Source organism: Variovorax sp. 01N429 (genome assembly GCF_056399425.1).
The window spans coordinates 102,848-125,190 of record NZ_JBFTRG010000012.1 but is presented as its reverse complement, the minus strand read 5'-3'; the positions used below and the strand labels follow the sequence as shown (position 1 = coordinate 125,190).

Annotated in this window: 17 protein-coding genes; 3 read left to right on the top strand and 14 right to left on the bottom strand. The window is 64.4% G+C overall.

Annotation, left to right across the window (positions count from 1 at the left end; translation table 11 throughout):
- The first annotated feature begins 64 nt into the window (after window positions 1-64).
- Both AC1DSF_RS21125 and AC1DSF_RS21120 read left to right on the top strand, forming a co-directional pair.
- Window positions 65-1,366, top strand: coding sequence for a zinc-ribbon and DUF3426 domain-containing protein (locus tag AC1DSF_RS21125; protein ID WP_478126018.1), 1,302 nt, complete (start codon window positions 65-67; stop codon window positions 1,364-1,366).
- Window positions 1,367-1,420: 54 nt separating this feature from the next.
- On the top strand, window positions 1,421-2,323 hold the full coding sequence (locus AC1DSF_RS21120) for a carbohydrate kinase family protein (RefSeq protein ID WP_478126019.1): 903 nt from the start codon (window positions 1,421-1,423) through the stop codon (window positions 2,321-2,323).
- Between the two features lie 91 nt (window positions 2,324-2,414).
- Here AC1DSF_RS21120 and AC1DSF_RS21115 read toward each other — a convergent pair whose 3' ends face one another.
- The 8 genes from AC1DSF_RS21115 to AC1DSF_RS21080 all read right to left on the bottom strand — a co-directional run bounded on the left by AC1DSF_RS21115 (window position 2,415) and on the right by AC1DSF_RS21080 (window position 12,629).
- Complete coding sequence (locus AC1DSF_RS21115) at window positions 2,415-2,915, bottom strand: histone H1-like DNA-binding protein (RefSeq protein WP_478126020.1); 501 nt, start codon at window positions 2,913-2,915, stop codon at window positions 2,415-2,417.
- Window positions 2,916-3,112: 197 nt separating this feature from the next.
- On the bottom strand, window positions 3,113-4,357 hold the full coding sequence (locus tag AC1DSF_RS21110) for a ribonucleotide-diphosphate reductase subunit beta (protein ID WP_478126021.1): 1,245 nt from the start codon (window positions 4,355-4,357) through the stop codon (window positions 3,113-3,115).
- 150 nt (window positions 4,358-4,507) lie between these two features.
- Complete coding sequence (locus tag AC1DSF_RS21105; protein ID WP_478126022.1) at window positions 4,508-7,423, bottom strand: ribonucleoside-diphosphate reductase subunit alpha; 2,916 nt, start codon at window positions 7,421-7,423, stop codon at window positions 4,508-4,510.
- A 349-nt stretch (window positions 7,424-7,772) separates the two neighbouring features.
- Window positions 7,773-8,363, bottom strand: a complete 591-nt coding sequence (ampD, locus tag AC1DSF_RS21100) for a 1,6-anhydro-N-acetylmuramyl-L-alanine amidase AmpD (RefSeq protein WP_478126023.1) — start codon at window positions 8,361-8,363, stop codon at window positions 7,773-7,775.
- Window positions 8,356-9,870 (bottom strand): sigma-54-dependent transcriptional regulator, encoded by a 1,515-nt coding sequence (locus AC1DSF_RS21095; RefSeq protein WP_478126316.1) that lies wholly within the window; start codon window positions 9,868-9,870, stop codon window positions 8,356-8,358. The genes ampD and AC1DSF_RS21095 overlap by 8 nt, the downstream gene beginning before the upstream one ends.
- Window positions 9,871-9,895: 25 nt before the next feature.
- The gene (locus AC1DSF_RS21090; RefSeq protein ID WP_478126024.1) at window positions 9,896-11,581 is read right to left on the bottom strand and encodes a sensor histidine kinase; all 1,686 of its coding nucleotides are present in this window, start codon (window positions 11,579-11,581) and stop codon (window positions 9,896-9,898) included.
- Window positions 11,578-11,820 carry a PP0621 family protein gene (locus AC1DSF_RS21085; protein WP_478126025.1) on the bottom strand — a complete coding sequence of 81 codons (243 nt, stop codon included), beginning with the start codon at window positions 11,818-11,820 and terminating at the stop codon, window positions 11,578-11,580. Before AC1DSF_RS21085 ends, AC1DSF_RS21090 begins: the two co-directional genes overlap by 4 nt.
- Window positions 11,817-12,629, bottom strand: coding sequence for a cytochrome C assembly family protein (locus tag AC1DSF_RS21080; protein ID WP_478126026.1), 813 nt, complete (start codon window positions 12,627-12,629; stop codon window positions 11,817-11,819). The genes AC1DSF_RS21085 and AC1DSF_RS21080 overlap by 4 nt, the downstream gene beginning before the upstream one ends.
- Before the next feature lie 157 nt (window positions 12,630-12,786).
- On the opposite strand from AC1DSF_RS21080, the gene ffh reads away from it, so the two are divergent.
- On the top strand, window positions 12,787-14,145 hold the full coding sequence (ffh, locus tag AC1DSF_RS21075; protein WP_478126027.1) for a signal recognition particle protein: 1,359 nt from the start codon (window positions 12,787-12,789) through the stop codon (window positions 14,143-14,145).
- Window positions 14,146-14,311: 166 nt separating this feature from the next.
- Here ffh and mdoH read toward each other — a convergent pair whose 3' ends face one another.
- The 6 genes from mdoH to AC1DSF_RS21045 form a co-directional block, all read right to left on the bottom strand.
- Window positions 14,312-16,324 carry a glucans biosynthesis glucosyltransferase MdoH gene (gene mdoH / locus AC1DSF_RS21070; RefSeq protein WP_478126028.1) on the bottom strand — a complete coding sequence of 671 codons (2,013 nt, stop codon included), beginning with the start codon at window positions 16,322-16,324 and terminating at the stop codon, window positions 14,312-14,314.
- A gap of 404 nt (window positions 16,325-16,728) precedes the next feature.
- Window positions 16,729-18,093, bottom strand: coding sequence for a sigma 54-interacting transcriptional regulator (locus tag AC1DSF_RS21065; protein ID WP_478126317.1), 1,365 nt, complete (start codon window positions 18,091-18,093; stop codon window positions 16,729-16,731).
- A 71-nt stretch (window positions 18,094-18,164) separates the two neighbouring features.
- The gene (locus tag AC1DSF_RS21060) at window positions 18,165-18,776 is read right to left on the bottom strand and encodes a hypothetical protein (protein WP_478126029.1); all 612 of its coding nucleotides are present in this window, start codon (window positions 18,774-18,776) and stop codon (window positions 18,165-18,167) included.
- Between the two features lie 67 nt (window positions 18,777-18,843).
- The gene (locus tag AC1DSF_RS21055) at window positions 18,844-20,271 is read right to left on the bottom strand and encodes a sensor histidine kinase (RefSeq protein WP_478126030.1); all 1,428 of its coding nucleotides are present in this window, start codon (window positions 20,269-20,271) and stop codon (window positions 18,844-18,846) included.
- A complete protein-coding gene (miaB, locus tag AC1DSF_RS21050; protein WP_478126031.1) occupies window positions 20,271-21,641 on the bottom strand; it encodes a tRNA (N6-isopentenyl adenosine(37)-C2)-methylthiotransferase MiaB in 1,371 nt (456 codons plus the stop codon). The genes AC1DSF_RS21055 and miaB overlap by 1 nt, the downstream gene beginning before the upstream one ends.
- Window positions 21,642-21,788: 147 nt before the next feature.
- The gene (locus AC1DSF_RS21045; protein ID WP_478126032.1) at window positions 21,789-22,283 is read right to left on the bottom strand and encodes a hypothetical protein; all 495 of its coding nucleotides are present in this window, start codon (window positions 22,281-22,283) and stop codon (window positions 21,789-21,791) included.
- Between the last annotated feature and the right edge of the window lie 60 nt (window positions 22,284-22,343).

Below are 22,343 nucleotides of genomic sequence, written 5' to 3'. Positions count from 1 at the left end.
CCAAACGGGTCCGCGTCGCGACCAGCCGGTTTCGGGTGGGTGCCACCCCTACAATCTTCGCCACATGAGTCTGGTCACCCGCTGTCCTGCGTGCGCCACCACTTTCAAGGTGGTGAGGGACCAGCTTCGCATTTCCGATGGATGGGTGCGCTGCGGGCGCTGCAGCGAGGTGTTCGATGCGACGATTGAATTGCACGACACCACTGCGCCGGCGCCTGAAGAAAGCACGGTTGACGAAGCGGCCGTGCCAGCAACGATCGATGGCGATGTCGAGACTCAAGCTCAGCCCGATCCTGAACCCGTTCCCGAGCCCGTTCCCGAAGAAGCCGCTCGGAATGAAGCGGATACAGACTTTTTCGACGACGACCACGGACCGTCGCACCCGGAGCTCTCTGATGTTCCGGAGGTCTCGGAAGCTCCTGAATTCAACCCCCCTGAAGAGTCCGCAAAAGACGCCTCGCCTCTGCCGCCCAGGCTTGCCGATGACAAGCACTGGCCCGATCCGGAATCTCTGACGCTGGAGGATGAGGGTCGCATCGCGGTGCGTCCACCTCTCCCACCGCCGATTTCTTTTCCCGATATCGACCTGAGCCTGTCTTCGCCCGTCCCCGCACCTTCACCGGCGCCTTCGCCTTCAGCGGTGAAGGCGAACTCAGAAGGCGCGCTGCTGGACGCCGCCACCGACGTCCAGTTCCAAAAGGCATTGCGGCGTGCGCACATCAAGTCCGCCAAGATTGCCAAAGCGAAGGCCCGCGAGCAGAAGGCCGCGGCTGCGGATGCCGCACCCGTGATCCTTGCCGCCAGCGAACCCGAAGCGCGCGACGCCAGTGCAACGGACATCCCGTCGCTCTTCGGCGCGGAAGAAAAGAGAGGCTTCTGGCAGGGGGCAGCAGTGCGGCGTTCGATGGTCGTACTCGCCATTCTTGCTGCCGCGCTGCTGGCGGCCCAGGTGGTCTATCAAGAGCGCGACCTGATCGCCGCTCGCCAGCCGGCGGCTCGGCCCGCGCTCGCATCGATGTGCAAGCTGCTGGGCTGCGAGCTCTCCGCGCTGCGCCAGATCAACGACATCAAGGTCGACGGCGCGTCGTTCGCGCGCGGCAAGAACGACGAAGGCTATCAGCTGAGCTTCACGCTTCGCAATGCTGCGGACGTGCCGCTTGCGATGCCGGCAGTCGAGCTGTCGCTTCTCGACACACAGGAGAGAGCCGTCGTTCGTCGCGTGCTCATGCCGGCGGAATTCGGAGCGCCGGTCGTTCTGCCGGCCCGCACGGAGCGTGCGGCGTCGCTCGCGTTGAAGCTCACCGGGCCCGAGGTGCAGTCTCTGCCGCCGGTCGCCGGGTTTCGGCTCGAAGCGCTCTATCCCTGAGCCTCTGTTCGCCTTCCGTTCCATTCAACAACCAACGTTCATCGTTCATCATCCATGGCAGCAGTGATTTGCGGGTCCCTAGCGTTCGACACGATCATGACTTTCGAGGGCCGGTTCGCCGACCAGATTCTTCCTGATCAATTGCACATCCTCAACGTGTCGTTCCTCGTGCCCGGCTTGCGGCGCGATTTCGGCGGCTGCGCTGGCAACATCGCCTATAGCCTCAACGCACTCGGCGGCACTGCTTTGCCAATGGCAACCGTCGGCAGCGACGGTGCCGATTATCTGGAGCGCCTGCGTTCGCTCGGCATCAGCACTGAATTCGTCCGCCAGGTCGCGGACACCTTCACCGCGCAGGCGATGATCATGAACGACCGCGACAACAACCAGATCACGGCGTTCCATCCCGGCGCGATGCAGCAGGCACACATCACGCGCATCGCAGCACGCGAGGACATCCGCCTCGGGATCGTGGCGCCCGATGGCCGCGAAGCCATGCTGCAGCATGCGGAGCAGTTCAAGGCGGCCGATATCCCCTTCGTGTTCGATCCGGGCCAGGGCCTGCCGATGTTCGACGGCAAGGAGCTGGCGCACTTCGTGGATCTGGCGAGCTGGGTCGTGGTCAACGACTACGAAGGAAAGATGCTTTCCCAGCGCACCGGATGGAGCCTTGCGGAGATATCCAAACGGGTGCGCGGTCTCGTGGTCACGCTGGCTGCCGAGGGTTGCGAAGTCTGGGTCAACGGCGAACGCGAGCATGTGCAGGCAGTGACACCGGAAGCAGTCGTCGAGCCGACGGGCTGCGGCGACGCATGGCGCGGCGCATTGCTCTTCGGCCTCGAAGAGGGTTGGCCGCTCGCGCGCTGCGCGGCGCTGGGCAATCAGTTGGGCGCGCTCAAGATCGCACAGCGCGGCCCGCAAAACTACAAGGTCGACCTGAAGGCGCTCGGCCTCTGACCTGCGCGGCGGCCAGCCGCCCAGCCCCGCACAAATAAAAAAGCCCGGCACCTTGCGGTACCGGGCTTTGCCTTAAGCGCTGCTGAGAAACTCAGGGCTTGCTGGCCGTAGGAAACGGCCAAGCTGCCTGGGGGTTCAGCGTCGTCTGCGCCGCAGTGGGAGCAGGGGCAGGCGCTGCAGCAGCCTTGGCGGGCGCCTTGGCCTTCTTGGCAGCAGGCTTCTTCGCTGCTTTCTTGGCGGCAGGCTTCTTGGCTGCAGCCTTTTTCGCAGGGGCCTTCTTGGCGGGAGCCTTCTTTGCAGCGGCCTTCTTGGCAGGCGCCTTCTTCGCAGGAGCCTTCTTGGCTGCTACCTTCTTGGCAGGAGCCTTCTTCGCTGCGGCCTTCTTCGCCGGGGCCTTCTTGGCTACGACCTTCTTGGCGGGCGCCTTCTTCGCAGGAGCCTTCTTGGCCGCGACCTTCTTTGCCGGAGCCTTCTTCGCCGGGGCCTTCTTGGCTACGACCTTTTTAGCCGGAACCTTCTTGGCCGCGACCTTCTTTGCCGGAGCCTTCTTCGCAGCGGCCTTCTTGGCCGGAGCTTTCTTTGCAGTTGCCATTTCTATTTCTCCTTGATCAAGTTGAAAAAATCAACCTTTTGAAGCACTCCACGCATGTTGGTCAGCGTGAAGCGATTCATGGCGTTGGAGCAAGCCCCAGCACCATGAACACCTGAGCCCTCATCGATGCCGCACTCTCCGGTGCGATTCGTTCGTGAGGGCGATTCTTGAATTCACTTTGTTCTTGTCGAAAAAATTCAATCCCAGGACAGGGCGCCACCCGACTGATACTCGATCACACGGGTTTCGAAGAAATTGCGCTCCTTCTTCAGGTCAATCATTTCGCTCATCCAGGGGAACGGATTTTCTTCGTTCGGGAAGAGCGTTTCGAGGCCGATCTGCTGTGCGCGCCGGTTGGCGATGTACCGCAGGTAGCCCTTGAACATGGAGGCGTTCATGCCGAGGACGCCACGTGGCATCGTGTCTTCGGCGTATCGGTATTCGAGCTCGACGGCCTTCATGAAGAGGGCCTTGATCTCCGCCTTGAACTCGGCGGTCCAGAGGTGCGGATTCTCGAGCTTGAGCTGGTTGATCAGGTCGATGCCGAAATTGCAGTGCATCGATTCGTCGCGAAGGATGTACTGGTATTGCTCGGCAGCGCCGGTCATCTTGTTCTGGCGGCCCAACGCGAGGATCTGCGTGAAACCGACGTAGAAGAAGAGACCTTCCATGAGACAGGCGAAGACGATCAGCGACTTGAGCAGGGTCTGGTCGTTTTCGTGCGTGCCGGTGTGGAAGTTCGGGTCGCTGATGGCGTCGATGAACGGGATCAGGAACTGGTCCTTCTCGCGGATCGACGGCACTTCGTTGTAGGCGTTGAAGATCTCGCTCTCGTCCAGGCCGAGCGATTCGACGATGTACTGGTAGGCGTGCGTGTGGATCGCTTCCTCGAACGCCTGGCGCAGCAGGAACTGCCGGCACTCGGGCGCCGTGATGTGGCGATAGGTGCCCAGCACGATGTTGTTGGCGGCCAGCGAGTCGGCCGTCACGAAGAAGCCGAGGTTGCGCTTGACGATGCGGCGCTCGTCTTCGGTCAGGCCGTTGGGATCTTTCCATAGCGCGATGTCGCGCGTCATGTTCACTTCCTGCGGCATCCAATGGTTGGCGCAGGTGGCGAGATACTTTTCCCAAGCCCACTTGTACTTGAACGGAACCAACTGATTGACGTCGGTCTGGCCGTTGATGATGCGCTTGTCTGCTGCGTTGACGCGCCGCGTGGCTGCTGGTGCGGGTCGCACCGCTGCGCCGTCATCGAGCGTGCGCACGGCGGGCGACGAAATCGAAACGGGGGAAAGCGAAGCAGGAGAAATGTGGGAAGCAATTTGCGAAGTCGGAAACTCCGACGAGCGGCCGACTTGCGTGCCGCTGTTCGATGTGTGCCGCAATCCTTGTTGCAGATCCTTTGGCAAGGAGGGCTTGACTTCTTCGTCCCAGGTCAACATAGAAAAATCCAATGCTCAAATTATGTGAGCAACGATGTGAGTTGCAAAGTGCTCCTTCACATCGCGCTCCAATTATGTTGTCGTTATGTTGTTCGCTTGCATCGCAAATTGTCAGGCGATGCCGCAAACGACCTCCACTTCACGCCGACATCATTGGCATGCTTCGCACGTCGGATCATCGACGCCGCAGAATGCGATGTCGGTTGCGGGCATCGCACTCAACTGCGCTTGTGCTGCGAGTGCCGCGGCTTCGAGCGCGCTCATGCCCGATGACGAATCGCCACTGCCCGATGACACCGCGTTGAGCCGACCCGATTGCACGGTGGATTTCTCCGCGTGCGTCGCGCTCTGCGTGCGAAGGTAGTAGGTGGTCTTGAGGCCACGCAGCCATGCAAGCTTGTAGGTGTCGTCGAGCTTCTTGCCCGATGCGCCGGCCATGTAGATGTTGAGCGATTGCGCCTGGTCGATCCACTTCTGGCGACGTGCAGCGGCTTCGACGAGCCACGTGGTCTCGATCTCGAACGCCGTGGCGTAGAGCGACTTGATGTCCTGCGGTACGCGATCGATGGGGCGCAGCGAGCCGTCGAAATGCTTGAGGTCCATCACCATCACATCGTCCCAGAGGCCCAGGCGCTTGAGGTCGCGCACCAGGTAATGGTTGATGACGGTGAACTCGCCGGAGAGGTTGGACTTGACCGAGAGGTTGCCGAAGCAGGGCTCGATGGACGCGTCCACGCCGATGATGTTGGAGATGGTTGCCGTCGGTGCGATGGCCACGCAGTTCGAATTGCGCATGCCGTCGGACTTGATCTTCTGGCGCAGCGAATCCCAGTCGAGGGTGGACGAGCGGTCCACTTCCACGTAGCCGCCGCGCGCCTTCTCGAGCAGGTCGAGCGTGTCGGAGGGCAGCACGCCCTTGTCCCACAGCGAGCCCTTGTAGCTCGAGTATTTGCCGCGCTCGCGCGCCAGGTCCGTCGAGGCCCAGTAGGCGTAGTAGCAGATCGCTTCCATCGATTCGTCGGCGAACTGAACGGCTTCCTGTGAGGCGTAGGGAATGCGCAGTTCGTACAGCGCGTCCTGGAAGCCCATCAGTCCGAGGCCGACCGGACGGTGGCGCAGGTTCGAGTCGCGTGCCTTCTTGACCGCGTAGTAATTGATGTCGATGACGTTGTCGAGCATGCGCATCGCCGTCGAGATGGTGCGCTTGAGCTTTTCCTGGTCGACCTTGCCGTTCTTCAGGTGCTGCAGCAGATTGACCGAGCCGAGATTGCAGACCGCGGTTTCGGTGTCGCTGGTGTTCAGCGTGATCTCGGTGCAGAGATTCGACGAATGCACGACGCCGGCGTGCTGCTGGGGCGAGCGCACGTTGCAGGCATCCTTGAACGTGATCCACGGATGGCCGGTTTCGAACAGCATCGTGAGCATCTTGCGCCACAGGTCCGAGGCCGGGATGGTGCGGCTTGGCTTGAGATCGCCGCGCGAAGCCTTTTCTTCGTAGGCGACGTAGGCCGCTTCGAAGTCGGCACCGAACTTGTCGTGCAGGTCGGGCACGTTCGATGGCGAGAACAGCGTCCAGTTGCCCTTTTCCATCACGCGGCGCATGAACAGGTCGGGGATCCAGTTCGCGGTGTTCATGTCGTGCGTGCGGCGGCGATCGTCGCCGGTGTTCTTGCGCAGCTCGAGGAATTCCTCGATGTCGAGATGCCAGCTTTCCAGGTAGGTGCACACGGCGCCCTTGCGCTTGCCGCCCTGGTTCACCGCGACGGCGGTGTCGTTCACCACCTTGAGGAAGGGCACGACGCCTTGCGATTCGCCGTTGGTGCCCTTGATGTGGCTGCCGAGGGCGCGCACGCGCGTCCAGTCGTTGCCCAGGCCGCCAGCGAACTTGGACAGGAGCGCGTTTTCCTTGATCGACTCGTAGATGCCGTCGAGGTCGTCGGGCACAGTCGTGAGATAGCAACTCGACAGTTGCGATCGCAGCGTGCCGCTGTTGAACAGCGTCGGCGTGCTCGACATGAAGTCGAAGGAAGACAGCACTTCATAGAACTCGATCGCGCGGGCTTCGCGGTCGATCTCGTTGAGCGCGAGGCCCATCGAGACGCGCATGAAGAAGGCTTGCGGCAGCTCGATGCGCGTCTTGCGCACGTGCAGGAAATAGCGGTCGTAGAGCGTCTGCAGGCCGAGGTAGTCGAACTGCATGTCGCGCTCCGGCTTGAGCGCGGCGCCCAGGCGGGCCAAGTCGAACTGCAGCAGCTTCTCGTCCAGCAGCTCGTTGTCGACCCCCTTCTTGATGAACTGGGGAAAGTAGTCGGCGTAGGCTTGCGCGCGGTCGGCTGGCGGCACTTCGCGGCCGATCACTTCCTTGAAGATCGTGTGCAGCAGCAGGCGCGCGGTGGCGAAGGTGTAGTCGGGATCTTTCTCGATCAGCGTGCGTGCGGCGAGGATCGACGCCTTGTAGACCTCGTCGAGCGGAACGCCGTCGTAGAGGTTGCGCATCGTCTCGGCGAGGATCGGGTCGGCCGTGATCGTGTCGCCCAGGCCGGTGCAGGCCGATTCGATGAGGGCCTTGAGCTCGTTCAGGTCGAGCGCGACTCTTTCGCCGCGGTCGAGTACGTGCAGCGCGGGCTGGGCCACGGGCGCGTCCTGTTCGCCTTGCTTGGTGCGCTCCTGCGAGCGGCGTTCGCGGTACAGCACATAGGCGCGGGCGATCTCATGATGGCCGCCGCGCATGAGGCCGAGTTCGACCTGGTCCTGCACGTCTTCGATGTGGAACGTGCCGCCGCCCGGACGCGAACGCACCATGGCGCGCACGACGGCCTGCGTCAGTGTGTCGACGGTCTCGCGCACGCTGGCCGAAGCCGCGCCCTGCGTGCCATGCACGGCCAGGAACGCTTTCATCATCGCGATGGCGATCTTGTTCGGCTCGAAGGGCACGACCGCGCCATTGCGGCGGATGATCTGGTAGTGGGCCAGCGCGTTGCCGGCGGGGGAGCCGGCGACATCCCGGCTTTGCGGCGTCGAGGGTACGGCGCGAGAGGTGGAAGGGGTGTTCAGTGCAGTTTGCATGCGATCCTCGTATGGGCGATTCTTGTTCGGTGCGGCGTTGTCGGGCCGCTGTTTCCGGCAGTGAGTGCCGGGGCAGGGCACACTATATCTAGTGGCAAAGAGGGCTACAAGCCACTAGATATAGCGTTTTCGACAATTAGCAACGGATGTGAAAATTCTCGCCGGCCTTTTGATCGGCAGCGAAGCCGCATCCCGGTTGGGACAAGGCAGCGAGGTCCCCTGCCCATGCGCATTCCAGGCCGATTTACGCTGGGAAAGCGCATGGATACTGCGCTGCCGCCGAGCCACCGAGGGACGCACGTGCCTCAAGGCCCGCGCATCGGCTGTTACTTTGCCATTGAAAAAAACTTCAAGAGCCAAGCGCGGCCGGCGGAAACATCGCCTGTTGCCAGCCGAGTTGCTCACGAAGCAAGCGCCAGTCGAAGCCCGGCCCCGGATCTTCCTTGCGGCCGGGAGCGATGTGTTCGTGGCCTGCGATGTACGAAATCGCGTAGCGCTGCGCGATCGATGGGCAAAGGCTGGCCAGGGTTTCGTACTGCGCTTGCTCGAAGGCGTCGCCTTCGAGCCCTTCGAGTTCGATGCCGATGGAATCGTCGTTGCAGTTCTCGCGTCCACGCCAGCACGAGGCGCCGGCATGCCATGCGCGATCGTCGCAGCTCACGAACTGCCACAGTTCGCCATTGCGCCGCACATAGAAATGCGCAGAGACTTCGAGGCCGCGGATGCCCGAAAAATAAGGGTGCGCATCCCAGTCGAGGCTGTTCGTGAAGAGCTGCTGAACTTCATCGCCGCCGTAATGTCCCGGCGGCAGGCTGATTGAATGCAGCACGATCAGGTCGATGTTCGCGCCTCTGGGTCGCGCCCCGAAATTGGGGGACGGCAAGCGGCGAGCGAAGCGATACCACCCCGATTCCCAAAGTGCTGTGTCGGCTTCACTCATCGGCGCCTAGACCGCTGGCATCGTCGCCATGCGGTGTGGTGATGCCCAGGCGCGCAATCCGATAGCGAATCTGTCGCAGGCTCAGGCCGAGGCGCGCGGCGGCGGCAGTTCGGTTGAAGCCTGTTTCCTGCAGCGCCCGCACCAGGATCTGGCGCTCTTGCTCGTCCAGATAGCTTTGCAGATCGCGTGGTACGGCGGACGGCGTCCGGGGATGGATGCTGACAGGGGCCGCGGCGGCCGCTGGCACGGGCTCGGCAAGCGGCGCGGGTCCCGTCTGCTGGGATTCGGACGGAACTGCCGTGCCTGCGCCCCCCATGAGATCGAGGTGAAGCACATCGCCATCGCTGAGCGCCACCGCACGGTGCAGGAGATTTTCAAGCTCGCGAACGTTGCCGTGCAGCGGATGTTCGGCGAGCCTCTGCAGGACTTGGGCGGAAAGCGTAGGCACCGGCATGCCGGCATCGCGGGCGATGCGCGCGAGCAAGGCGTTGCACAGTGCTGGCAGATCGCCTCGACGGTCCCGCAGCGCAGGCACAGCGATCTCGATCACGTTGAGCCGGTAGAAGAGATCCTGCCGGAACCGGCTGGCTTGCACTTCGGCATGCAGGTCCTTGTGGGTCGCGCTCACGATTCGGACGTCGACGGCATCTTCCTGCGTGGAACCGATGGGGCGAACGCTGCGTTCCTGGATGGCGCGCAGCAGCTTCGACTGCATGGCGAGCGGCAAGTCACCGATTTCGTCGAGAAACAGGGTGCCGCCGCGTGCCGCCTGGAAGTAGCCGTCGCGGTCCTGCGAAGAGCCGGTATAGGAGCCTTTTCGCGCGCCGAAGAATTCGGCTTCGAGAAGGTTTTCGGGAATGGCGCCGCAGTTCACGGCCACGAAAGGTCCGTCGCTTCGCTGGCTGCAGGCATGAACGGCGCGCGCGACCAGTTCCTTGCCTGTGCCGGACTCGCCGCGCACGAGCACCGGTGCCATGCCTCGCGCCACCTTGGCAATGCGCGCCTTGACCAGCCGCATGGGTTCGGAGTCGCCCACCAGCCGTTGGAGCGCTGCGACGCCGCTGTCTCCGATCGTCGTTGCGATGGACACACCGTTGTCGTCCGCCGGCCGCGCGGCCCGGATCGGCGCAGGCTGCGAAGGCGCCTGTACGGCAGAAGCCACCACCGATCGGAATTGCTTCAGGTCGACTGGCTTGGTGAGGTAGTCGAAGGCGCCTGCCTTGAGGGCCTCGACGGCGTTTTCCGCTGATCCGTAAGCGGTCATCACCACACAGCGCTCGCTGCGCTGGTCTTGCTGGATGCGCTGGAGGATCTCCATGCCAAGGCCGTCTGGCAGGCGCATGTCGGTGATCACTGCATCGAAGCGGCCGGCGTCGAGATGCTGCCAAGCCTCCGACACGCTGCCCGCCGCCTCGACGCGATAGCCCTCGCGCAGCAAGGTGAGTTCATACAGCGTGCGCAGGTCCGGCTCGTCGTCGACGACCAGGATCTGGGCAGGCTGCGACACGGGCGGGTTGGGGGTGCTCACGCCGCTATTGTGTCAGTCGACTTTCAACTGATGCAAATGCCACGAAGAACTCGTTGCCTTCGGGGCCTGCCGCGGAAAGGGCCCTGCGTTCATAGCCGATGGTGGCGCCGTGCTGTTCGCACAGCTCGCGGCACAGGAACAGTCCGAGTCCGCTCGAGCGGCTCTCGGAGGAAAAGAACGGTTCGAAAAGATGCCGCTGCACTGCCGGCTCGAGCGGCGCACCGTCGCTCCAGACCTGAAGGGTCGCGCGCCCTGTCGCGTTGCGCCGGGTGCTCACCTGGATCGAGCCCTCCCGGTCCCCGGCGTAGCGCGAGGCGTTGTCCAGCAGATTGACGAGGATGCGCCGCAGATGTTCTGCATCGAAACGCACGTCGGTGCCCGCTTCGAGCGAAAGCAACACGCCTTGCTGCTGCGCGTGCTGGACCCATTCCTCCGCTAGCGAGCGAACCGTCGGGTCGAGCGATACCTGCTCGCCCAGCGGCAGCACGCGTTGCTGCCGAGCCCGCGCCACGTCCAGGACGTCGTCGACGATGCGGGACAGACGCTGAGCGTTCTGCTGAACCATGGTGGTCAACTGGCGATGACCCGGGTCGACGAGATCCTCGCCGAGCAGGGCGCTGGCCTGCGTGATCGCGGCGAGCGGATTGCGGATCTCGTGCGCGACGGCGGCCGACATCCGGCCCATGGCCGCCAGCTTTTCGGTGCGGATGCGTGCTTCGAGCTCGCGCAAGTCCTGCAGGAACATCACGCAGAGGCTTTCGGCGCGCAGGTCCCGGGCCTGCGTCAGGCGTGTGCGGACGCGGACTTCGCGCGGAGCGCCTTGCGGCTGCGCGACCGGCACCTCGGTGGCCTGGGGCGCGCGCCGCGAAAAAGTCTGGCGGGCGAGATGGGCAAGCGGCACCCAGGCCGGATAGGCACTGAGCGCGAAAGGCTGGGGAATCTGCGCGAGACCGTTGCCCAGGATCGCGTCCGCTGCAGGATTGACCGCATGCACCCGGCCCGCGGCATCGACCACGAGCACGCCTTCGCTCAGTGTTTCGATCACGAGATCGTTGACCATCGCGTGCATCTCCGCGGCACTGCGGCTGCGCTGCGCCATGGCTTCCTCGCGGGTGAGGCGGCGGGCCAGCTCGTGGGCGATCAGGGCCACCACGAAGAGCCCGGTGCCCGTCAGAGCTGCCTGGACAAAGCGCGGCGAGGTGTCTGCGGGTTGCTCGAACCAATACCAGCCCGCGTGGCCGAGCAGCAAGAGGGTGGCTGCCGCAGTGGTGCCCAGCCCGACTGCGCCGGTGCCAAGCACGGCCCCCATCAGCACCGGAAGCGCGAACAAGGGCGTGTAGTTGACGCCGCCCACCTGCAGTGTTTGCAGCGCGGTGAACGTGACGAGGTCGATGCCGATGGTCGACAGCCACGCGCCGCCAAACCTGCGAATCGGTTGAAAAGGCGCATACCGCGCGGCCAGCAGCACCGCGATCAGATAGCAGATCGTCAGAGCGATGCCTTGGGCCTGGACGGGCTGCTTGAGCGCCAAGGCGACTCCCGGAAGGAGCAGGAGCACCGCCGCGACAAAGCACCGTGCCGCCATGAAGCCGCGCCAAAGACGCAGCAACGCCGAACTGTCAGCGTTGAATTTCTCGAGCGAACTCCAATCGGTGGCCGGTTCGCCTCGCGACCACAGGTAGGCAGTCATCTGCGGCTTTCCGCTGCTTTGCGGTGGGCTGCGCTGCAATAGATGCCAGCAGGGCCGGTGATGGCGTCAGTGGCCGGCAGATGCAAGCCGCAGTGGGCGCAACGAACCATGGCCTTCGGCGGCCCGACGGCGGGTGGGGCTTGCGGCTTGGGTGCGCGCGAGCGCATTTCTTCCTGACGGCCGCGGCGCCAGAACCATATGGCAATGGCGATGACGGCCAGAACGAGCAGGTATTTCATGAGGGCGTGCGCGAGAGGACGACTTCGAGAACGAAGCGCGATCCCACATAGGCGAGCAGCAGCAACGCGGAGCCGGCATACAGCACGCGCCGCGCCGTGCGCCCACGCCAGCCGAAGCGGGCGCGTCCCATCAGCAGGACGGCAAAAGTGATCCACGCGAGGATCGAGAACACCGTCTTGTGATCCCATTTCCATCCGCGGACCGTCGCGCCATAGAGCGTCTCGCTGAAGAAGATGCCCGCCAGCAGCGTGGCCGACAACAGCACGAAGCCCGCCGCGACGAAGCGGAAGGTGAGGCGTTCCATCGTGAGGAGCGGGAGCCCGCTTGGCGTTTCGGCGGCAAGCCGGATCTGCTTTTCGGCCCGCGTCATGAGCCACGCATGAACCACGGCGGCGCCGAACAATCCGTAGGAAGCAATGCCCAGCGCCAGATGCAGCGGCAGCCACGGCGAGGCGGAGACGTGCAGCGGCGTCCCGGGAAACAAAACCGCCAGCAGGACCGCCACAGCCCCCAGCACTGCGAGCGCGCGCCAGACGTGGAGTTGCTGCGGATACATGCGGCTTTCGATGCCGTAGACCGTGAGCACCAGCCACACGGTGATAGAAATCGCTGGCGCAAAGCCGAAGTGCGGGGTGCCGCCCCCGAGCCCCCAGCCCAGCGCAAGCGCGTGCAGAAGCCATGCCAATGCGAGCAGCCCTTGCGTGGATGATCGGCTGAGCCATGAAGACGCTGCGGCAGTGATGCCATAGGCGGCGGCGGTGGCGATGCCCAGAGCCACGCCGAGCGGGGAGGGGATCGCTAAAATCATCGGCTGAGTTTAATGGCTCGCCCCCCAGGCTTCGCGCACTTCGTGTCGCTTCGCCTACCCCCCTGACCGGGGGGCAACACCAGCGGCCCGGCGGAGCCGGTTCCGCGGTGTTTCTACGAATACGGCTAGTCTCTGCCGGACAACAAGGTACCTTTTAATGGCCACCGCGCTTACTGAAAAGTTTTCCCGCCTCGTCAAGACGATGAGCGGACAGGCCCGCATTACGGAAAGCAATGTGCAGGACATGCTGCGCGAGGTGCGCATGGCTCTGCTCGAAGCGGACGTTGCGTTGCCGGTCGTCCGGGATTTTGTCGGGCGCGTGAAGGAAAAGGCGCTGGGGCAAGAGGTGTTGGGGTCGCTCAAGCCCGGGCAGGCACTTGTCGGGATCGTCAATCGCGAACTGGCCGCCACGATGGGCGAAGGCGTGGCCGACATCAATCTCGTGGCGCAACCGCCGGCCGTGATTCTCATGGCGGGACTGCAGGGCGCCGGCAAGACCACCACCACGGCCAAGCTGGCGAAGCACCTGATCGAGAAGCGCAAGAAGAAGGTGCTGACGGTTTCGGGCGACGTCTACCGCCCTGCCGCCATCGAGCAACTCAAGACGGTGACCAGGCAGGCAGGCGCCGAATGGTTTCCCAGCACGCCTGACCAGAAGCCGATCGACATCGCCCGTGCTGCGCTTGATCACGCCAAGCGGCACTTCTTCGACGTGCTGCTGGTCGACACCGCCGGCCGTCTGGCGATCGACGAAGTGCTGATGCAGGAAATCAAGGACTTGCATGCGGCCCTCAATCCCATCGAGACGCTGTTCGTGGTCGATGCCATGCAGGGGCAGGACGCGATCAACACCGCAAAGGCTTTCAAGGATGCGCTGCCGCTCACCGGCATCATCCTGACGAAGACCGACGGCGACTCGCGCGGCGGCGCGGCGTTGTCGGTGCGGCAGGTTACCGGCGTGCCGATCAAGTTTGCCGGCGTCAGCGAAAAGATCGATGGGCTGGAGGTGTTCGATGCGGAGCGCCATGCCGGCCGCATCCTCGGCATGGGCGACATCGTCGCGCTGGTGGAGCAGGTCACGGCGGGCGTCGACGTGGCGGCGGCACAGAAGCTCGCGGCCAAGGTCAAGAGCGGCGCGGGATTCGACCTCAACGATTTTCTTGGCCAGCTGCAGCAGATGAAGCAGATGGGCGGGCTCTCCAGCATCATGGACAAGCTGCCCGCGCAGATGGCCGCCAAGGCGACGGAGGCCGACATGACCCGCGCCGAGCGCGACATCCGGCGCAAGGAAGGCATCATCAACAGCATGACCCCCCTGGAGCGCCGCAAGCCCGAACTGCTCAAGGCAACCCGCAAGCGCCGTATCGCGGCGGGCGCCGGCGTACAGGTTCAGGAAGTGAATCGGCTGCTCAACGAATTCGAGCAGATGCAGACGATGATGAAGAAGATGAAGGGCGGGGGCCTCATGAAAATGATGAAGCGCATGGGCGGCATGAAGGGCATGCCCCGGATGTGACTCGCCCCCAGGCGGGGATGTGGCTCGCCCCCAGGCTCGCGCACTTCGTGTCGCTCTCCACCCCCTACCGGGGGCGATACCGGCGGCCCGGCTAAGCCGGTTCCGCGGTATCTCTGGAAATAGAAAAGCCCGCGATGCGGGCTTTTCTTATTTGGGGGCTTGGTGCTTAGGATCTGGCCAGGCGCACGGCGTGCATCCAGGCTCGGCGCAGCACGGCGGGGGACCTGGATTCCTCGGGGATCAGCAGGAAGCCGCGGTCGCGCAAGGAGTTGCCCAAGGCGATCTGGCTGGTGAGGACTGTCAGCGGGATCGCGAGCAGGAGCGGCAGGCCGACAGGCATCAGCCAGGCGAGCGCGCTGGCGTCGATGAGTGCGATGCCCACGGCGAGCGCGGCGATCACGGCCGTCATCGGCGCGAGTTGAGCGACGGCGATGCGCCACGGCACCGCAGCGGCTTCGCGGGGAGGCGACTTCCAGTCGAGCTTGATGCCGGTGAGGGCAACGACCACGAACAGCGAGTGCGCGAGCATGCGGACCGGAGCCTGCACGATGGCGAGTGCGCTTTCGAGCGCAGCGCTCTTGAGCATGCCGCCGATGCCGCCGAACTGGCGTTGCTCGCCGCGCAGCACCACGGCAACAAGGCCCAGCACGCGAGGCAGGAACAGCAGGCACAAGGTCCAGAGCCACAGGCCAGCCAGCTCCATCGGCATGGAGAGCCAGTGCTCGACCACGCTCGAACCGGTGAGCCAAAGGGCGGTGCCCAGCGTCAGGAATGCGAGCCACAGCGGGGCCGACACATAAGCCATCGTGCCGGTGACGAACATCGCACGGTGGACCGAATGCAGACCCGGCTCCGCCATCAGGCGTGCGTTCTGCAGGTTGCCCTGGCACCAGCGGCGGTCGCGCTGCAACTCGGACAGCAGGTCCGGCGGTTGTTGCTCGTAGCTGCCGACCAGATCGGCGACCAGCCACACGTGATAGCCGGCGCGGCGCATCAGCGCGGCCTCGACGAAGTCGTGCGACATGATGCCGCCCGACATGCCGCCCTTGCCACGGATCGGCGCCAGCGCGCAATGGTCCATGAAAGGCTGTACGCGGATGATCGCGTTGTGGCCCCAGTAATGCGATTCGCCGAGCTGCCAGAACTGCATGCCGAGCGTAAACAGCCGACCCGTCATGCGCGAGGCGAACTGCTGCGCCCGAGCGTGCAGCGTGACGTGGCCGATGGCTTGGGTCGCAGTCTGGATGATGCCGGCGGTCGGGTTGGCTTCCATCAGCTTGACCATCGAGCTCAGGCAGTCGCCGCTCATGACGCTGTCGGCGTCGAGCACGACCATGTAACGGTAATCCTTGCCCCAGCGGCGGCAGAAGTCGGCAACGTTGCCGGCCTTGCGGTGCGTGCGGCGGGTGCGCAGGCGGTAGTAGACCTCCACCTGTGGCTGGTTGGGGTTGTTCGCGTAATTGACGGCCAGTGCGGCGCGCAGGTCTTCCCAGGCAGCGCGCTCGGCAGCGGCGATCTCGGGCGTGTAGCTGTCGGACAGCACGAACACGTCAAACTGCCCCGCGTTGCCCGTCGCGGCAACCGATTCGCAGGTCGCGCGCAAGCCGGCGAACACGGTCGACACATCCTCGTTGCAGATCGGCATGATGATCGCTGTCCGCGCGTCCGGATTCATCGGATGGTTCGCGACCTGCTTGGCCGACAGCGCGTGCTTGTCACCGCGCACGGAGACATAGAAGCCCATGAGCGCCGTCACGAAGCCGGTCACGACCCAGCCCGACAGCACACCGTAGAGCGCGATCTGGCTGTACTCGAGCCACAGGTTGTCGTAGTCGGGTTGCACGCGTGCAAACAGCGTCGAAGCGATGACGGTGCTCAGTACCGCCAGTGCAACAAACGCGAAGCGCCGCTGGGCTGCTGCACGCTGCCACGGCTGAAGTACCGCGCCGGAATCGGGCCCGCGGCTGGTCTGCTTGGCCGCGCGGCCAGCGCCGAGCTTCACCAGCAGCGCGGTGCCGATGCTGTTCCAGAAGCCGCGCCATGGGCGGGGTGTCATCGAACCGCGATTGATGGGTGGCGCCGTCACGGAATTCGGATGGCGCTCTTCGCGAAGGAGATTGCTGCGCGAAAACTCGATTTCCGGCAGCACCTTCAGTTGGGAAAATTCGTTGGGCTTCATCGTTGACTCACCGTTGCTTCTGAACGGACGGCGTGTCGCCGATTGCCGGAAAGCGCTTGAAGACGCAATCCGGTGCGATGCCGCTGGACGCCTCGAGGGCTGCCAGCGAATGTCCCGCCGCGCGGGGGCGCGAGAGGGAAAACTGCTTTTGACGCAGGCCGTCGCGCTGCGGACGCAGTGCGAAAGAGGGGCTGGAATGAGCTGTCATGCCAGTACAGGGGCAAACCCTGTGCCAGCCTGGAAAACCTCTTTCAAATCAAAGGCTTAGCTTGATTTTGGGTGGGCAAGGCCGCGACAGGAAGTCAAAAGGCCTCTTGAACCCCGGATTTTGTCGCCGAATCCCGACAGGCTACTGAGACTGACCGGAGAAGCTCAACAGAATCAACCACTTAGCGTGTCGCTGGTCAGCGACCGTTTTCGCTTCCAGGCGACACGCCCTCGGACTTGAAGTGCCCGGGCGTGAGCTCATGCTTTTGCAGGAGCCTGTAGAACTCGGTCCGATTGCGGTCCGCGAGCCGGGCCGCGTCGGCGACGTTGCCGTCGGTCAACTTGAGCAGGCCCACCAGATAGTCGCGTTCGAATCGCTGCTTGGCTTCGGCATAGGTCAGCACCTCGACGCTCGGCACCCGGAGCGCGCGCTGTACGAGGGCGAGCGGAATCAGCGGCGAACTCGATAGCGCGCACACCTGCTCGACCACGTTGAACAATTGCCGCACGTTCCCCGGCCATGAAGCAGTGGTCAAGGCCTTGAGTGCTTCCGGCGCGAAGCCGGAGAGGCGTTTGCCGTACTTCGTCGACAGCCGCTGCAGGAAGTGATTGGCGAGCAACGGGATGTCCTCCCTGCGCGCCGACAGCGGCGGCAAACTCAATGTCACCACATTGAGACGGTAGTAGAGGTCCTCTCGAAACTGCCCCGCCTCCATGGCGGCATCGAGGTCGCGGTGCGTGGCCGAGATGATCCGCACGTCCACGGCAATCGACTGGCTGGCGCCGAGCGGCCGTACCGCGCGTTCCTGCAGCACGCGCAACAGCTTGACCTGCAACGCTGGCGGCATGTCTCCGATTTCGTCGAGCAGCAACGTGCCGCCGTCCGCTTGCTGGAACAGCCCTTTGTGATTGGCGACGGCGTCCGTGAAGGCGCCCTTCATGTGCCCGAACAGCTCCGACTCCAGTAGCGCTTCTGGAATGGCGCCGCAATTCACGGCCACGAACGGCTTGTCGGCGCGCGCGCTCGCGCGATGGATGGCGCGAGCGAGCAGTTCCTTGCCGGCGCCGCTGTCCCCACGCAGCAGCACGCTGGCATCGGACTTTGCCACCATGCGCGCCTCGGCCAGCAGCTCAGCCATGCGGTTGCTGCGGCTGACGATTTCCGCGCGCCAGCTTTCGTCCCCGCTCTTGCCGGGCACCGTGCTCGGCGCGCCGAGCGCGAGGGCCTGCGCGATCTTCTCCAGCAACTCGCGGCCGTCGTAAGGCTTGGTCAGGTAGGTGAAGACCCCCCGCGCCGTGGCCTCCACCGCGTCGGGAATGGTGCCGTGCGCGGTCAAGAGGATCACGGGTAGGGTTGGGTGGCGCTTTCGGATTTCGTCGAAGAGGGCGAGGCCGTCGCGACCGGGCAGTCGCACGTCGCTCAGCACGAGTTGGGGATGCTCGATCTCCAGTTGCGTGAGAGCCGATTCGGCCGATGTCACGGCAGTGACCTGATAGCCGGCAGAAACCAGCCGCATCGAAATAAGCCGGAGCATGTCCGGGTCGTCGTCGACCACGAGCAGCCGCGCCCCGCGAGCTTGTGCGCCGGTGCCTGGCGCAGGCGCGTTTTCGGAAGGGGGAACCGCAGGATTGCTCACTGTGCTGGCTTTGGGTTGATCGCCGGCGCCGGTGCCGGCGTGTTGGGCCGCGCGAAACTCCGTTCGATGGCGCGCAATGCCTCGATGCGGTCGTTGAGCTGGTCGATCCGGCGCTGGCTGTCGCGCAATTGCTGGGCCTGCTTTTCACGATCGTCCTCGACGCGCCTTTGTTCCGCATAGCGCGCCGCCAGCACCCGGGCAAGCGGCTGAAGCGGCTGTGCTTCTGCCGACGGGTTGGTCGTCACACGCTGCATCAGCCCCAGAGCCTTCACAAGATCGGCAGGCACGCGAGTCTGGGCCAGCACGAGCGCCGTTTGCATCTGGGTGGTCGGGGTCTCCATGAGGTCGCCCAGCCGGGAGAGCTCGTTGGCGAGTTCGGGCGGGCCGAGCGGGCGCACCTTGTCGGCGTACGCGAGCATGGCGCCGACTGGACCCGGGGTCGTCTGGGTGAAGATGCCGCCGGGCTGCGTGGCGGGCGCGATCGGCTCGGCCTCGACCGGCGTCACGGGGGGCGGGGAAGGCGGCATGGCCGGCACGACGACCGCTTCCGGCGGCGGCTTGTGCGAAGTGGCGCAGCCGGCAAAGAGCATCGGCGCGACGAGCGTCACGGCGATGATGGATCTGTGAAAGGCCGAAAAAGGCATGGATCGGATTGGGAACGTCGGGCGATGGGCGTCAAGCGGTGCGCGGCAGTTCGATACGGAAGCGCGCGCCTGGCCCGTTCGGCAGCAGCGTGATGCGACCGCCATGAGCCGCAATGTACTCCTGCACGATCGACAAACCGATCCCCGTTCCTTTTACCGAATGTTGAGGTTGCCTTTCCCCCCGGAAGAAAGGCTCGAAGATGCGGTCGCGATCGGCCTCCGAAACCCCGGGCCCTGCGTCGCAGATGTCGATCTGGGCGAAATCGGCGGTGCTGGACACAGCCATGGTGATGGTGCCGCCACGCGCCGAGAAGCGGATCGCATTCGACAGCAGGTTGGCAAGCGCCGTGCCGAGCTTCACGCGGTCGACGACGACCGAGATCGGTTCGCCCTCGGCTCGCACCGTGAGGCCGTTGGCTTGCCATTGCAGGCGCTGCGCTTCGATCTGCTCTTCGATGAGCGGCAGCAGGGGCGTGCGTTCGCGGCGCAATTCGCGGGCTTCGAAAGCGGCGGCGTTGAAGCGCAGGAGTGCCTCGATCTGGCCCTGCAGCGCCACGGTGTTCTGCTGAAGGATCTGCGTGACTTCGCGCTGCGATGGATTGAGCGCGCCGGTCACGCCGTCTTCCAGCAGCGAGACGCCTTCGCGCAGAGCGGCCAGCGGAGTCTTGAGTTCATGCGAGACGTGTCGCAGGAAGCGTGCCTTGTCCGCGTCCAGCTCGGTGAGCCGCAGCCGCAGCCACTCGAGCTGCTGCGACACGCGGCGAACGTCGGCGGGACCGGGAATATCGATGGGCTCGTCGAGCCGGTTCTGGCCGAGACCGACGATCGCTCGTTGCAGCCGCTTGAACGGCCGCGCGAGCCAGACCCCGAAAGCCAACGCCAGCGTCACTGCAAAGATGCTCGCCGCCACCACCAACCGCATCAGCCGCCTGCGCTCGTTCTCGATGCGCTGCGCCAACGCATTGTTTTGCGTTTCGATCAGGAATTGCGCCTGCTGAGCGATGTTGGTGTTGAGCGCATCGAGTTCGCGAAACTGCATCGCCATCGAGCTTTCGCGGGCAAGCGCCGTCTCGGGTGCGCCGCTCATCAGCCCTTGAATGACTTCCATCTGCTCGCGCCAACGGTCAGGCCCCTCGCTGCCGAGGCCGTTGGACGTGAGGCGCTCGAGCACCTGGCGCGCATCGCGCGTCGCATCGTCGAAGCGGCGACGCAGCACGGCATCGTTGAGCACCAGAGACTGCCGCCCTGCGCGCTCCATCGCCGCACTGCGCTCGGCCAACGATTGCGCCGCACCTGAAAGAGTGAGCGCGCGCGCCGCCGCATCGCGGCTTTCGGTCATGAGCTCGTCGTACTGGAAGACGGCGCGCAATGCCACCCCCACGAGCAGCGCGGTGATCAGGAGAAACGCGAAAAGCAGCAGCTGCTGGAACGAACCGCGCGCGGAGGCCAGCTTCGACATCAGGCGACGGGCGCCGGCGCGGACCTGCCGGCAGCGTGCGTCGATTCAGCCGTCACGACTTCGCCGCGCAGCGTGTAGGCCAGCGATCGGGTGATGCGGAGGTCGACCATCTGGCCGACCAGTCGAGCGTCGCCTTTGAAGTTTACGACGCGGTTGCACTCGGTGCGGCCCATCATTTCGCGCGCGTCCTTGCGCGAGGCGCCTTCGACCAGCACGCGCTGCACGGTGCCCACCCTGCTTTCGCCGAAGCGCTTGACGTTTCCATCGATCACGGCCTGCAATTCCTGCAGCCGCGCGAGCTTGACACTGTGCGGCGTGTCATCGTGCAGCGCCGCAGCCGGCGTACCCGGACGCGGACTGAAGATGAAGCTGAAGCTGGCATCGAACTCGAGATCGTGGATGAGCTTCATCATCTTGGCGAAGTCCTCATCCGTTTCGCCCGGAAAGCCGACGATGAAGTCGCTGCTGAGCGCGAGCTGGGGACGAATCGCTCGCAGCTTGCGAACCGTGCTCTTGTATTCCATGGCTGTGTAGCCGCGCTTCATCGCCATCAGGATTCGGTCGCTGCCGTGCTGCACCGGCAAGTGGAGATGGCTCACCAACTGAGGCACTCTGGCGTATGCCTCGATCAGCCGCGGCGTGAATTCGTTGGGATGGCTGGTCGTGTAGCGGATGCGCTCGATGCCGGGAATCTCCGCGATGTATTCGAGCAGCGTGGCGAAGTCGGCGATTTCCGTGGTGTCGCCCATGCGGCCGCGGTACGCATTGACGTTCTGTCCCAGCAGCGTGACCTCACGCACGCCCTGGTCCACCAGCCCGGCGACTTCCACCAGCACGTCGTCGAGCGGCCGATTCACTTCTTCGCCGCGCGTGTACGGCACGACGCAGTAGCTGCAGTATTTGGAGCACCCTTCCATGATCGACACGAAGGCCGTGACGCCTTCCACCCGCGCAGGCGGCAGGTGGTCGAATTTTTCGATCTCGGGAAAGCTGATGTCGACCTGCGGCCGCCCCTCGCGGTCGCGCTGGCTCAGCATCTCCGGCAAGCGGTGCAGGGTTTGCGGCCCAAAAACCACGTCCACGTAGGGCGCGCGCGCGATGATGGCCTCGCCTTCCTGGCTCGCCACGCATCCGCCGACACCGATCTTCACCCCCTTCGCCTTGAGGTGCTTCACCCGTCCAAGATCGGAAAACACCTTCTCCTGCGCTTTCTCACGCACCGAGCAGGTATTGAAAAGAATCAGATCAGCCTCGTCCACATTCGTGGTCGGCTCATAGCCTTCAGCCGCGCGCAGCACATCCGCCATCTTGTCCGAGTCGTACTCGTTCATCTGGCAGCCGAAGGTCTTGATAAAAACTTTGGGGTTCATGGTGCCTCTCCCGAGAGATGCAAATGTCATTGGGTTAGCGCGGCCGTGGCGTGGGACACCGCGGAACTGGCTCCGCCAGGCCGCCGGTGTCGCCCCCGGCAGGGGGTAGGCGGCTACACGAAGTGAGCAAGCCTGGGGGCGAGCCAGTCACTCTCCGTATTTGGGAAGCTGGTCGAACGGCGTCTTGCCGTCGTCGCGCGGACCGCTGTTGGCCACGAAGGGCCAGAAATTCAGCAGCGGCTTTTCGGCCGATGCACGCTTGGCCTGGGCCTCGTCGGGCGTCAGGATCCAGACTTCTCGCACCAGGCCGGCCGCGTCGCGGGTGTAGTTGACCAGCAGGTTCTGCCCCGTGATGGCCGCCGGCATGACGAGCATCCGATTCGCACCCAGAATGCGCGCGCCTGGCGAAAGGCGCTCGGACTGGCCGTCGAGCACGATCTCAGGGGGGTTCACCACCATGAACTTGCCGCGCAGCGTTCCGACGGGGAAATTGCGCCCCCCGTTGGCGGCTTCGTTCTGGGAGTTGGGGATGTCTGCGACCTGCGCCGCGGCGTGAGGCGAGAACAGGGCGGCGGCAGGAGCAATGACGGCGCTCAGTGCTACCAAAACAAGAGCGCTCAGGGAGTTCTTGCAGCGATTCATGGGGTTCATCCAGAGGCTGGGAAGCGGCGATTTTAGCGGCCGCTTGTCGCGCAACGAGTC